The organism is Bacillus sp. NPDC077411 (assembly GCF_044543425.1).
GTDB lineage: Bacteria > Bacillota > Bacilli > Bacillales > Bacillaceae_G > Bacillus_A > Bacillus_A bruguierae.
Genome location: NZ_JBITWA010000003.1, coordinates 1 through 12922 on the forward strand (window position 1 = coordinate 1; position 12922 = coordinate 12922).

The 12922-nt window shown below is 36.4% G+C and carries 16 protein-coding genes and 1 pseudogene; 7 read left to right on the forward strand and 10 right to left on the reverse strand.

Features of this window, described 5'->3' with window-relative positions:
- Window positions 1-300 (forward strand): zinc ribbon domain-containing protein (locus ACIGHG_RS05610; protein ID WP_396547520.1); only part of this gene is annotated, 300 nt, incomplete at its 5' end.
- Between the two features lie 363 nt (window positions 301-663).
- Here ACIGHG_RS05610 and ACIGHG_RS05615 read toward each other — a convergent pair.
- Window positions 664-888 carry a hypothetical protein gene (locus ACIGHG_RS05615; RefSeq protein ID WP_396547761.1) on the reverse strand — a complete coding sequence of 75 codons (225 nt, stop codon included), beginning with the start codon at window positions 886-888 and terminating at the stop codon, window positions 664-666.
- Window positions 889-906: 18 nt separating this feature from the next.
- Window positions 907-1101, reverse strand: a pseudogene (locus tag ACIGHG_RS05620) (WXG100 family type VII secretion target); the annotation flags it as partial.
- Window positions 1102-1671: 570 nt separating this feature from the next.
- Here ACIGHG_RS05620 and ACIGHG_RS05625 point away from each other — a divergent pair.
- Window positions 1672-3630: a M6 family metalloprotease domain-containing protein gene (locus tag ACIGHG_RS05625; protein WP_396547522.1), complete on the forward strand. Its 1959-nt coding sequence runs from the start codon at window positions 1672-1674 to the stop codon at window positions 3628-3630.
- 609 nt (window positions 3631-4239) lie between these two features.
- Here the strand turns inward: ACIGHG_RS05625 and ACIGHG_RS05630 are convergent.
- Together ACIGHG_RS05630 and ACIGHG_RS05635 are read right to left on the reverse strand one after the other, a co-directional pair.
- The gene (locus ACIGHG_RS05630; RefSeq protein WP_396547524.1) at window positions 4240-4632 is read right to left on the reverse strand and encodes a hypothetical protein; all 393 of its coding nucleotides are present in this window, start codon (window positions 4630-4632) and stop codon (window positions 4240-4242) included.
- Between the two features lie 224 nt (window positions 4633-4856).
- Window positions 4857-5132: a DUF6973 domain-containing protein gene (locus tag ACIGHG_RS05635; protein ID WP_336472385.1), complete on the reverse strand. Its 276-nt coding sequence runs from the start codon at window positions 5130-5132 to the stop codon at window positions 4857-4859.
- Between the two features lie 522 nt (window positions 5133-5654).
- Between ACIGHG_RS05635 and ACIGHG_RS05640 the strand changes: the two genes are divergently transcribed.
- The gene (locus tag ACIGHG_RS05640) at window positions 5655-5792 is read left to right on the forward strand and encodes a DUF3956 family protein (RefSeq protein ID WP_336472386.1); all 138 of its coding nucleotides are present in this window, start codon (window positions 5655-5657) and stop codon (window positions 5790-5792) included.
- 97 nt (window positions 5793-5889) lie between these two features.
- On the opposite strand, the gene ACIGHG_RS05645 is transcribed toward ACIGHG_RS05640, so the two are convergent.
- Window positions 5890-6138 carry a hypothetical protein gene (locus ACIGHG_RS05645; RefSeq protein ID WP_396547526.1) on the reverse strand — a complete coding sequence of 83 codons (249 nt, stop codon included), beginning with the start codon at window positions 6136-6138 and terminating at the stop codon, window positions 5890-5892.
- Window positions 6135-6584 (reverse strand): tetratricopeptide repeat protein, encoded by a 450-nt coding sequence (locus ACIGHG_RS05650; protein WP_396547528.1) that lies wholly within the window; start codon window positions 6582-6584, stop codon window positions 6135-6137. The genes ACIGHG_RS05645 and ACIGHG_RS05650 overlap by 4 nt, the downstream gene beginning before the upstream one ends.
- A gap of 449 nt (window positions 6585-7033) precedes the next feature.
- Here ACIGHG_RS05650 and ACIGHG_RS05655 point away from each other — a divergent pair, with 449 nt between their 5' ends.
- From ACIGHG_RS05655 to ACIGHG_RS05670, 4 genes are all read left to right on the forward strand, one after another.
- Entirely contained in the window at window positions 7034-7354 is a 321-nt protein-coding gene (locus ACIGHG_RS05655) for a PadR family transcriptional regulator (protein WP_018768018.1), read from the forward strand.
- 71 nt (window positions 7355-7425) lie between these two features.
- A complete protein-coding gene (locus ACIGHG_RS05660; RefSeq protein WP_090912991.1) occupies window positions 7426-7767 on the forward strand; it encodes a DUF1048 domain-containing protein in 342 nt (113 codons plus the stop codon).
- A 171-nt stretch (window positions 7768-7938) separates the two neighbouring features.
- The gene (locus ACIGHG_RS05665) at window positions 7939-8700 is read left to right on the forward strand and encodes an ABC transporter ATP-binding protein (protein ID WP_396547530.1); all 762 of its coding nucleotides are present in this window, start codon (window positions 7939-7941) and stop codon (window positions 8698-8700) included.
- Entirely contained in the window at window positions 8701-9450 is a 750-nt protein-coding gene (locus tag ACIGHG_RS05670) for an ABC transporter permease (protein ID WP_396547532.1), read from the forward strand.
- A gap of 368 nt (window positions 9451-9818) precedes the next feature.
- Here the strand turns inward: ACIGHG_RS05670 and ACIGHG_RS05675 are convergent, their stop codons facing one another.
- The 4 genes from ACIGHG_RS05675 to ACIGHG_RS05690 form a co-directional block, all read right to left on the reverse strand.
- Window positions 9819-9932 (reverse strand): YjcZ family sporulation protein, encoded by a 114-nt coding sequence (locus ACIGHG_RS05675; protein ID WP_090913000.1) that lies wholly within the window; start codon window positions 9930-9932, stop codon window positions 9819-9821.
- 864 nt (window positions 9933-10796) lie between these two features.
- On the reverse strand, window positions 10797-11096 hold the full coding sequence (locus ACIGHG_RS05680; protein WP_336472388.1) for a WGxxGxxG family protein: 300 nt from the start codon (window positions 11094-11096) through the stop codon (window positions 10797-10799).
- A gap of 595 nt (window positions 11097-11691) precedes the next feature.
- Window positions 11692-11994, reverse strand: a complete 303-nt coding sequence (locus ACIGHG_RS05685) for an HTH domain-containing protein (protein ID WP_336472389.1) — start codon at window positions 11992-11994, stop codon at window positions 11692-11694.
- Window positions 11995-12271: 277 nt separating this feature from the next.
- Window positions 12272-12805 carry a hypothetical protein gene (locus ACIGHG_RS05690; RefSeq protein WP_396547535.1) on the reverse strand — a complete coding sequence of 178 codons (534 nt, stop codon included), beginning with the start codon at window positions 12803-12805 and terminating at the stop codon, window positions 12272-12274.
- Window positions 12806-12922: the final 117 nt, after the last annotated feature.

Sequence of the window (12922 nt, forward strand, 5' to 3'; positions counted from 1 at the left end):
AACCTTGCACAATGTTTGAGTTTAGGAAAAAAGCTGCATGATAATGGATTTGGTATGTTTCGAACGATGTTACAGTACAAATCTAAGAAAAAAGGCAAATATTACATCGTTGCGAATAAGTATTTTGCATCAAGTAAATTATGCAGTGAGTGTAATCATAAAAAAGATAAGTTAAAAATATCTGAAAGAATCTATACGTGCGATAATTGTGGCACGAAAATCGATAGAGATTACAATGCGGGTCGTAATCTAAAATATTATGGCATTCGTATTCTGCACGAACAAAATCTAATCGCGTAGTTTGTATCGATTTTATTAGCGGTAGGGACGCCGCGAATTCAAGGCTTTGGACATGAGCCGCTAGGCTTGTGGATGAATTAGCAATAAAAGAGAAAGTCTTTTGACTTTTGAAGCCCCCACTTCAAACAGACCGTAAGGTCGTTAAGTGGTGGGTAGTTCACTCAGTATGAATATGTTACTAGTGGAAAGTAAGAAGATGATTTCACATCAGGGAGAAATTCAATCCTTCTGGTGTATTTGTATACATGTGAAGTTTACATAGTGTCACATTATATAGTAAACACACAGACTAATTTTTAATGGAACAATCAGCTACAAAATGAAGCCGGCTCCTGTATAGAGCTGGCTTATCATTTACATATTTTACTTTTTTTCTTCTTTGTAGTTCAACGCAATCTCTACTATCTCTTCGGGTGTTAAATCTCTAAAATCCCCAAAAATTATATCACTTGGAGTTGGGTGAGGGTGAGGCACACCGCTATCGTTAAATTGGTTTACATATTCATTAAGTTCTTCTTCGGGTAATTTAGGGTTACAAATCTTTGTTACAAGTTCAATAAGTTCTTCTTTCGTCATTTTGAGTGTCATACTAACCATTCTTTCATAATCATTAACCTTACTCCTCTTTTTTGAGAAAAATTCATTGGAAAATCGTTGGTGCGCCATCCCTTCCCAAGACATTTGTAATTCGAACGTGACTTGTAAAAGTTCTCGAATTATTCTTTCCATAGTTTCTCTATTTCGTAATATAGAATCTGCAGCTTCTTCTAGTTTATCTGGATCAACATGTACTTGCCCCAATTGATTTATACCCCCTCTCTGTTATGTGTATAAAATTACTAATACAAATATAGAAAATTTATAGAGGATAACTTCCAATAAATACAAATTAATGAAAGGATAACCTATTAAATAAGAGGTTTCCGAAAAAGTTTCAATCTTTAGTAAATAACAGAAATTTTATCAATATAGGGGTACTTCAAAATATTAGCTTGATGAGCATGGGGTCACCATATTAAAAAAAGAAAATTATACGTTTAGAAACAATTTAACCGATTCCCTGTACGTTAAGGAATTAGTTATATATTTTACTCCTTTTAAAGAATTTTTATCTTGTAATTAAGGTTTCTATAGAAGACATATGAAGTGTTCAGCCAATTGCAATTACAAAACAAATTCCTTTATTCATTTATAATTCCAATAATCATATTTCTCAACTTATTTTATAAGATTTAAACCCCTTAATTTTTTCCATAAAATGTCATCAAAGTTATGCTGTTGAATACTTTTTAAAGGGGGGGAGGTGATTTTCATGAATCTATAGAGGAAACCATTCCAACATGATAACAACTTCTAAAAGGAGGAAGGTTAATGCAAAGAATTTTTAAATTCCTGTTCACGTCTGTTTTTTCTTTGATTTGTGTTTTGTACTTTCAAACGAACGCTTTTGCTGCACCAGCATACGATGGAGTTGTCAAAATGGAGCAACCGTCAGGCGAATCGTTTCAAGCCACGGTGCATGGAGATGAATGGTTCCATTGGGCAAGCACAAAGGATGGCGACGTACTTTTACAAGATGAGAAGGGGTATTGGAATTACGCTGAACTTACATCAGACGAACTGAAATCGACGGGGAAGAAATATAAAATTGACAAGAAGCCTGCAAAAGCGGTAAATGAGAACAATTTGAACAAATGGATAAAGAAATACAACCCTCAAGCAAAGAAAAAACAGGAGCTCATGAAAGAATTTACGGGATCACCAGAAAATGTTGACGGAACTATCACTCCAGTTTTAGGAACCAAAAAATTACTTGTTTTGTCAATTGGGTTTACAGATGTTGATATCGCATATAACGACAACGATTGGAGTAACAAATTCTTTTCTGCAAATCAAAAGTCAGTAAAGAATTACTATAATGAAGTCAGTAATGGAAAATTACAGATCACTCCGGCATCTGAAACATATGGTACGCAAAATGATGGGGTGGTTAAAGTGAAATTAGATTACGCTCATCCGGATACATCGGGAAAAGACATTAGAACGGTTATAACAGATGCACTGGCTAAAGCTGATCCTACGGTGAATTTTGCTAGTTTTGATACTAATAATGATCAAGTCATCGACTCTAAAGATGGCTTCTACATTGTAACTGTTCTTGCTGGCAATGAAGAGGCTAGTGGTGGTTCAGCGCCAAATATTTGGGCACATCAGTGGTATGCTCCTAACACAAATCACGATGGTGTTACAGTATCAGGCATGTATACCGCGCAGGGTGAAAAACAATATGGTCATATGGCAACGATTGGTATCCCTGCTCATGAATTGGGTCATTCCTTTGGCCTTCCAGATTTATATGGCACTAATAATCATGTGGATAAGCTAAGTATAATGGGTAATGGAGCTTGGAATAGTCTTCCAGGAGAAGATTATGGAGCTACACCCGATCATATGGATGCTTGGTCAAAAGTAAAATTAGGATTTGTAACACCAACTGTAGTAAATACCGCCAACAATTTTACTCTAAATGCGATCCCAAATAACTATAATGTTTTAAAGATTCCTTTAAAGGATAATACGTATTTTTTAGTTGAGAATCGCGAAAAAGTTGGGTATGATGCAAGCTTGCCAACAAATTCTGGTGGCATCGCGGTTTGGCATATTGATGAATCCATGAGTAATAATTCTAATGACCCTCATCCTTTTATTGATATAGAGCAATCCGTCAGTGAATACCAAGACCCATTCTATTACACGAATCAAAATCATGCTGCTTCCTTTGGTCCAGACACCAATCCGAACAGTAATACCTACACTGGAGAAAAATCGGGAGTAACGATTACGACGACAAGCACAAGTAATTCTGCCATGAATGTAGCAGTCACAACAAAAGAAGCTAATTGGATTCCACAAACAAATTGGACACTAAAATATGTAGACAGCTATAATTCGTACAATTTGGGTACGTATGCCTTTGATGGAAACAAAAACACGTTTTGGCATACGAACTGGAGCCCCGTAGCTCCAATGCCGCACGAGATTCAAATTGATTTAGGTGCAACCTATAGCCTCTCCAAATTCAACTACCTGCCAAGACAAGACGGCCAAGTGAACGGAACGATTAAGGGCTATGAGTTCTACGTCAGTAGTGATGGAGTGAATTGGGGAACAGCTGTAGCCGCAGGTACCTTTACAAATGATACCACTTTGAAAGAAGTCAGCTTTGCAACCAAGACAGGTCGCTATATTAAATTGCGTGCCTTAAGCGAGATAAACAATAATCCATGGACAAGTGCGGCTGAAATCAATGTATTTGGAACGGCGCAATAATGTATTTGTAAAGGTAGCTATTGAAATCATTGATAAGCTATCACAAAAGTACCCACAAAATGCCTACAAAATATTGAAACGATATTCTTTATTTTGAGTTTGTGATTTTAAAGAATTTTGATAAATATAGGTTTCATAGTTATTTTGATTTTATGGTGTGAAGCTTGTTCCGTACGCAAGTTCACCAATGGGAACTCGATCAATATATGACTCTTTATTAAGAGTGAGAGGCCTTGATACTACTGGTATCGGGGCTTTTTTCTTTTTGTGGATAAAACATTTTTCAATGAGTTAGAACACATTCATCCACAAAAATGAAAAGATAAACATCACCCCAAAACGTTATTCATGTATGCTTCAAATTCAGCGATAGATCTTTTATCAATTTTATCGCTAATATGGGAATAGACATTTGGGGTAAATACATTATCGATATGCTGACTGGATTTACATTGCAGGTGAAGGCGTTGAAGGTTGGATGTATTTTGATGAGGAATATGTACATTGGCTTAGATAATAAAATAGTCAGCTCTAATTAAAGTGCACCTCCAATTGTTAGACTGTGTCTAGCAATTGGGATGCACTTCAGTGTACGGTGACCCCATTTAGCTACTTTTGCTTTACTTGTATGTCTAACGTCCCATCTTGACGAATAGATTTAATAACGATATCTATTGTACCTTTACCTTTACCTTCAAAATAACCAAAGATAACCACTTCTTGCATTTTTTTATTATTATCTTGATAATTTAAAGTTAAACTATTTTCTCCTACGTCTTTTAAATCGATTTTAGTTTTATATTGTTTATTAGAATCAATAGTAGGTATTGTAATTTGTTTAGTTTTACGACCATCAATAATTATAAGATTTTTAATATCTTGATCTGTTTTGTTAGTAATTGTAATACCAAAACCATGATAAAAAAATACAATATACAATATTCCTATAGTTGAGATACTTAATATTGCTAAAATTGTATAAAACCATTTGTTTTTTTTCATTATTTAAACTCTTTTCTTGTTTATAATTTTTTTGTTTAAAAGATAAAATAGAATTTAATACCAAGTAGGTCTTAAGTCTCCATTCCCATCAAATACTCTAAACTAACCCCATCTTGCTAATTCTCTTAATTTATCATGTCCTTGACCAGCATGCGCTCTTCCGACAGCATTATTGTGTAAATCCATCGCTTTATCCCGCATTAACGGGCAGTAAGACCCCCACCTCAAGATTCAGAGAGAAACAAAGAAGATAGGTGGGGGATAAAGAAAACCCCCACTGACGGAAGTTTCACTTTATCATTTCCACTACTAGTTGATTCATGGGCAGTAGCAAATTCAGCAGCTAAACCTTGTCCAATTCGATGCGCCATGTGTTCGTTCCAGTGAGCATGTCTAAAAGCATCTTGTTTTGCCTCAAACTGTATTTGTTGTTCACTTAAAGACGGTTCATTAGTTTCAGCATAAACATTATTAGTAACTGCTCCTAATGATAAAAACATAGATATTGCTTCTACTGTTATTCCTACTTTTTTTACATATGTATCCCGCTTGATATTTTATAACTTGAAAAAATTTTATATTCTGAATATATTTTTTTCAAGTAAAATTTTCCTTTTTTTAAAAAAAGTATTTTTTAACATCTTCGAAAACATTCCTTTTCTACAGATGGAAGAAATAAAGAACGGTCGCTTATTTAGTTGTCACCCTATTGGGCGGGCTTTCCGTCAGTGGGGGATGAAGAAAACCCCCACTGACGGAAGTTTCACTTTACTAAGCTAATAAAACAAAGTGCCTTCTAAAGTGAAAAAATACGCTATTCTTTCTATAGAATCATAGGAAAGGATAGTGTTTTTTTAACACTTGGAGGTAGTTGATATTTTTAAGTTCATGGGCATGTGATGTGATTCTAAGTAATTTAAACTATATTTGAGTAAAACTTATTAATTATTAGGAGCTTGTCCATTTCACTTTCTTCCTTTTTTCATAGTTTATATAGAGTTTGATAGAAAGGGGGAAGTGAAATGGTAGTAACTTGTATTGCACAAGTCACTGATCAATTTTTCCTAGTTACCGAAGTTGATGGAGTTGAAATTAGAATTCATATTTCAGCTCAATTGGCAGCAATTTTGAAGGCATTAGGTGTACCATCATGCGAATAGTAAGTGATAAGTGACATTTCTTCATATTGAATGAAATGTAATAAAGAAAGCCGCTCATTTTTAGGTGGGCGGCTTGTTCTTTAACTCTATTAAAGTGTTACGCTTGTGGTGTAGGAAGATCAGCATGACTATAAGAAGGTGCGGGCGTATCGCCTTCAGCATTAGCTAGCATTGGCGGTCTCCCATGATCATAAGCTGGAGACCAAGTTGTATAAGCTAAATCAGGTTTTTTGGGCGCAGGTGGTCTACCGTGGTCAGCTTGTTGTGAATATGAAACTGAAACTGAAACATTACCTATAGTTAGAACTGCAGCAAAACCAACAAAACCAATTAATAATTTTTTCATTTTAATGCACTCCTTTGTGTAAGCGTCTGCTTTGCTTCATAGGCAATATTAAAATATTTACTAGCCTTTTCAGAATTACCTTCTTTATAGAAATGTCTTGCAAGATGTCCTGCGTACTCTTCAATAAAACCGTAAAGTTGTTGTGTTTCAAAGTAATTAATGCCTGCTACAATAGAAGATTCTAGGTTTTGCTTATATTCTACGTCATATAAAGCTTGTACTATGCGGAAATGATGTATATATTCTGTATCAGCCAACTGCATACCTTCTTTTAAAAGAGTATTAGCTTTTTCAATCTGTTTTAGCTTATAGTATTCCTGTGCTAACAAGAATAATGTCTTATGATATGGTTTTTCATTGTTATAAACATCTGTTAGATAACGTATAGCGGTTTCCGATATATTTTGTTTTGCATATAGAAAACCTAAATTGTAACGAATTAACATAACTAAATTTTCATGATTTTGCTTTTGAGCAGATTCTAAGCTTTTTACAAAATATTCTTCAGAAGGTAAGTATTCTAAAAATAGACAGTATGTAATACTAGACGATAACAATAATGAAAAAATAAAGTTTAATGATATAGAAAAATTGAAGAGTTATATGTACAGCTGCTGGATGGGAATGATCAGCGGTGTAATCATTGTGAAAGAAGCATAGGAGGAAGTGAAAGCTCTATAAAGAAAATCAGCTGTATCCAATGGGGATAGCTGATTTTAAAAATATTTAGAAAATCCAGTTGACACCCCCTGCTACTTGGTGTTACGATGTACCTGTAATAAGCAATACTGAATAGCGTGTTTTCCCAAAAGCTATTCAGTAAAAATTTCCCTCAGTACTCTGTTATACTGAATATAAGTCAGACAAAATAGAGGAGGTAGAGGAGGATCTGAACATGGAAAATTTAACTGAAATGTTGAAGGGTTCGCTGGAAGGTTGCGTGCTGGAAATCATCAGCCGTCATGAAACCTATGGCTACGAGATTACCCGCCGCCTGAACGAGCTTGGGTTTACCGAAGTCGTGGAAGGGACGGTCTATACCATCCTCGTGCGATTAGAAAAGAAAAAACTTGTGAACATGGAAAAGAAACCGTCAGATATGGGACCGCCCCGTAAGTTTTACTCACTTAATGAGGCTGGCCGCCAGGAGCTTGAATTGTTTTGGAAAAAATGGGATTTTGTATCATCAAAAATCAACGTCTTAAAGTCAATCTAGCTTCATAAGATATTCCGTCCGATATTTTTGGAGTGTCTTGCTCAGCTTTATAAAAAAGGAGGAAAAATAACATGATGGAAATGTTCAAAAAAATAATTGGTGATAAAAAAGAATACAAGATGATGATGGCACGGGTTGAAGCCCTGCCAGAGGACTACCAGTTTGTATTTAAGAAAATTCAAAACTACATGTGGAATTTCTCAGCGGGCAACGGGATGGATATGCTACACATACAGTATGAATTAATCGAGTTGTTCGAAACCGGTGCGGCGGAAGGTAGACAAGTGCTGGAAATCACTGGAGACGACGTAGCGTCCTTTGCCGACGAACTAGTGGCAAACGCTAAAACCTATGTCGCCAAGTATCGTGAAGATTTGAATCAGAGTATCATGAAGCGATTGGGGAAAAAATAAATTCAATAGATAATACCGACTGATTAGCTGGTTACAAATGTGAATTGCAACCTTCGCTATTCAGTTATATTTTTAACTCGGTACTAAGTTATACAGATTATCAGTCAGACTAAATAGAAGAGTATAGGCAATCTAGCTCCGCAAGGTGCTTTTTATAAGGAGGAAAAAAGTATGAGCAATGCAGCGATTTCTGTAAAAGGGTTAAAAAAATCCTTTAAAGACAAGGAAGTCTTAAAGGGGGTGGATTTTGAGGTGCGGCGTGGCGAAATTTTTGCACTGCTGGGCTCAAATGGAGCGGGTAAGACAACGACGGTCAACATCCTCTCGACGCTGATGAAGCCCGATGGCGGCGAAGTAGGTATCTGCGGCTTTGACGTCCAACGTCAACCGGATCATGTTCGCCAGAGCATCAGTCTGACAGGGCAGTTCGCAGCTTTAGACGGCATGCTCACCGGACGGGAAAACCTGATGATGATCGCTAAGTTGCGTGGAGTTTCCAATCCCACGCAAATCGTCGACAATCTGCTTGCAAGATTCAGCCTGACCGATGCGGCCAACCGCCGGGCAGACAAATATTCCGGCGGGATGAAGCGCCGGCTTGACATCGCCATGAGCCTGATCGGGACGCCAGCAGTCATTTTTCTCGACGAGCCAACGACAGGGCTTGACCCCGAAGCGCGGATTGAAGTCTGGGATACCGTCAAGGAACTTGCCGGCGGTGGCACAACCATCTTGCTGACAACCCAGTACCTGGAGGAAGCCGAACAATTGGCGGACCGTATCGCCATCCTACATGGCGGAAAAATCATCACGACCGGTACCCTTACCGAACTCAAAGAGATGTTCCCGCCAGCGAAAGTGGAGTACATCGAGAAGCAACCGACATTGGAGGGAATTTTCCTCGCGATTATCGGCAAAAAGGAGGAGATGTAAATGAAAAGTAAAACAGGGGTATTACTAGGGCGTTTAATGCGCAACATCATGCGTAGCCCGGATACGATTATCACGGTGGCGATTACGCCGATTATGATGCTGCTGCTGTTTGTCTACGTATTTGGCGGCGCCATAGAGACAGGTACGGACAACTATGTAAATTATTTATTGCCGGGAATCTTACTGATGGCTATCGCATCCGGCGTCGCTTACACTTCCGTGCGGCTGTTTACGGATGTAAAGAGCGGGCTAATGGCGCGTTTCATTACCATGCCCATCAAGCGCTCGTCGGTATTGTGGGCTCACGTATTGACCTCGCTTGTTTCCAATGCGCTTACTATCGTGGTGGTTATCCTCGTTGCGCTCTTGATGGGCTTCCGTTCCAGCGCTGATATCCTGGATTGGCTCGCGGTAGCTGGGATACTCGGGGTGTTTACACTGGCGCTGACATGGCTGGCTATCATTCCCGGATTGACAGCGGGATCTATGGAAGGGGCGACAGCCTACTCGTACCCGCTGATTTTCCTGCCGTTTATCAGTTCGGCCTTTGTCCCGACCGAAACCATGCCTAAAATTGTCCGTGCATTCGCTGAGAACCAGCCCGTGACTTCAATCGTGAATGCTATTCGTGCCCTCTTGTATGAAGGGTCTGTTGGCAACGATATCTGGATCGCGCTTGCTTGGTGCATCGGCATCATGGTCATCGCTTACTTCTTCGCCAGTAAAGCATTTAAACGCCAGTTAGGATAAGTACACTATCGGTTCGGTTACGTTATGTTAATTATTGATGTATGGGGTATACAAAAAGAAAATTCATGTCCTTCTTTAACAGTCGAATTGCGCTCTGGAGTTTGAATATTGCAAAAATAATGTATTTGAACCTCTTCTTCTTTCCGAGGTTCAAATACATAAAAAGGCTATTAATAATAGACAAGCGTAGATTTATTTGTCAACACTCATCAATATATATTGTTAATGTAACCACATTTAATGTTCAGAGCGATTTGCTTTGTTACATGTGTAGGAGACTGTAATAAAAATTTCATTTTGTAGTGAAGTGAGGGGGAAGTACTGGACAAATAAATGAAGACACTCGAATTGAGTGCCTTTTCTTAGCCTTAGCAGCCAAATCCACCTCCAAAACAACTACAACCGATTATGATTAATAAGATAAATAACACAATCAGTAAGGCGAATCCGCCGCCGAAGCCACCACAACCAGCAAAACCCATGATCTATTCCTCCTTTTAGTGAGGAAAAAAACTATGTGGGCTGTCGTTATAGGTATTCCAGCGGATTTACATTACATTATGTGACGTGGATCTAAAGAGTGCATGTATGTAAAGAAATTTAATTTAGCAGTTCTAATTATAATTTGAAGAAGATGCATTGAAAAGAGCAGCCAGCAAAAGCTAACTGCTCGTCCTCGAGGGGGAGGAAAGTAAAACTACAAATGGAGTACAGCTATGAGTGGCCTGTTTGTAATATGTGCAGATTTTGAAAAGTTATGCATAAGGGGAGTTAAAAAAATAAAAAAGGCTATTGGGATTTTCAAACGACACGTTTCGGCATCTTGTTTTCTCCTCTCTTAATCAAGTTTATAGATTACACTGATTAATTATATCGTCTATTTTAAAGAGCAACGCTGATGCGTTGTTAGGTTATATAACTGTTATGATAGTAGTATGGATATTTTAACGAAAGGTCAACTGATACATGGTTGTCCTTTTTTATAGGTATTTCTTTTTTGACTTATACAGTTACTCATAATTTTCGTATTGTGTAACGCAAAAAAGAAATGCTTATAAATTCACTTGTATAAATGGGTGTGACGTTTAGGGCAGTTACACAAAATATAAGATATGGGTAAGTGAAGCAACGGTATAAAAAAGAAGCTTAGTTTGTCAAATGGACGTACCGCTCTATTATTATCAAGTTAAGGAATTAATTGTTTCCGAATAGTATCCGTTTTTATATGAATTATTATTGGATTTGAAAAATTAAAAAATCGCCTTATTAAAGGCGATTCATAGTTTATCTATGTTTCATTCGTTTGATAAATAAGTATCTTTTAAAGTTAAATACAATGTTCTACATTAACGTGTTTCTTTTTCTTTTCTTCTAAGACCGAATAAACCTAATAATCCTAATAAACCAAGCCATGCCCAATTATTATCATTATCACGATCATTATTCAAATCATTTGTTGTATTCACATTTCGAGTTCTAGTATCATCATTAACTCTATTCATGTTATTGTCATTAACTCGAGTTGTAATATCATTATTGTTAACTCTATCCCTATTATTACTATCGTATTCAGCGTGGACACTTGTACCAAAAAACATAATAGTTAGTAATAGAGCACTTAAAATAGATGAGAATTTTTTCTTCATAGTTGTCCCTCCTTTCATATTTAGTAATGTCTCCAGTTCCTTTAGATAATATTCTTTTAAAAATATATAAATCCATTTGAGTTGAAATTAGGATAAACATCTTTAATTTCTATTATTAAAAATACTGGTAATAATGGATTATGTTAATTGAAATATATGTGTTATTTATAAGAATAAATTTTTTGTAACAGTATATTCTATGAGAGATAATTACTGTATTTGGTAAAGTGTTCCTTATAAGTTATAGGAACTTATTTTCTTTAATCCAGAACATGATTGGGAAAATTTTTTCTATCACTTGATGTCGTATCGATTGACGTGCAGCGGAATATATCAACATTAAATGATTGAGAGAAGGATAAAACTTCACGTACCGTATTTATAGTAATAGTATAAAGATTTAATGAAAGGGCAACTGTGTATAGTTACTTTTTCACATTTTGAGAAGGGTGAGCATATATTGAAGTATAGGGAAGAGATAATGTAATCACCTTTTCTATTCAATATCAACACTTCTTAACACATTGAGAGCATCCACTAGATGGATTGCTCTTTTTATTATGTGAAAAAGGATGAATACGGGCTTCGGCTTTCTTTAGCTTCTCATCAGATGATAATGATTTTGTAGAAGGACGCCCTGTACTTCCTTTTCCACGACGCTCTGTATAAAAACCTTCTTCACCACAAATTGTTCATATGTCTTTCTCCAACGTTTTAAACATTGATTCGGTTTTTTCTCACCGATAATGTCCAAATCGAATCCATTCTCTAAAAAGATTTGATTTGGACCTTTTCCTTTTTGATTTTCTTTCACAGCTTTTATCTTAAAATCTAGACAATAGCTAATAGAACGTTCTGATACTTTTAATACATTTTCATTCTTCTCTAGTTGTTTCATTTAGCTTTCGTTAAAAATAATTTTACTCATTTTCTGTACCTCACTTTTATCATTATCTTCATTATAACGAGGAATGCTTATCAAAATACATAAAAACCCCGAATCATGGACTTTTTTTAAGTGTCCACGATTCGGGGTACAGTTCAATAAGTGCTCTTATAAGAATTTGCATAATTTTGTCTAATGTTAATAGTAGTTAACAAAAAGAAATTGGAATTTTCTCGTTTTTATATAAGATAAAGAAAACTTACTATTTCTTATGTTGCTAGCAGAAATCTTAATGAAATTGTTGTTGAGTGCTCATTTGTTGCCCTTGTTGGTTACCCATTTGTTGCCCTTGTTGGTTACCCATTTGTTGCCCTTGTTGGTTACCCATTTGTTGTCCTTGTTGGTTACCCATTTGTTGCCCTTGTTGGCCGCCCATTTGCTGTCCAGGTTGACCACCTATTTGTGATTGAGCCTGAGAAATAGCTTGATTTACTTGGCTTAGTGTTTGATTAGCCTGTAGATACTGTAATCCTTGATTTAGTGTTTGAATAGCTTGTTGAATAGTTTGCTGTAATTGTTGATCAGCTTGTTGCATTTGTTGTTGAGATTGTTGACTAAACTGCTGAAGTTGTTGCATTAGTTGATTAGCCTGTTGTAACCCTTGCTGTGGTTGCTGCCCTTGTTGTTGTCCTTGAGAAGCTTGAGATAAAGAATGTTGTAACTGTTGAATTTGATTTTTAAGGTTAGTTAATTCTTGTGAAACTTCTAAATCAGCAGCTTTACGTGCCACGGCTTCAACTTTTTTCTCTGTTCGTTTGTCCATTTTAAAATCCTCCTTTTGTGCTCACATATTAGTGAGGAACATCTTTATAATGTTACAAACTTTTGTATTTAATACAAAAAAAATAAATTTTAAATATAGAGAATAGGAAAATAAAAA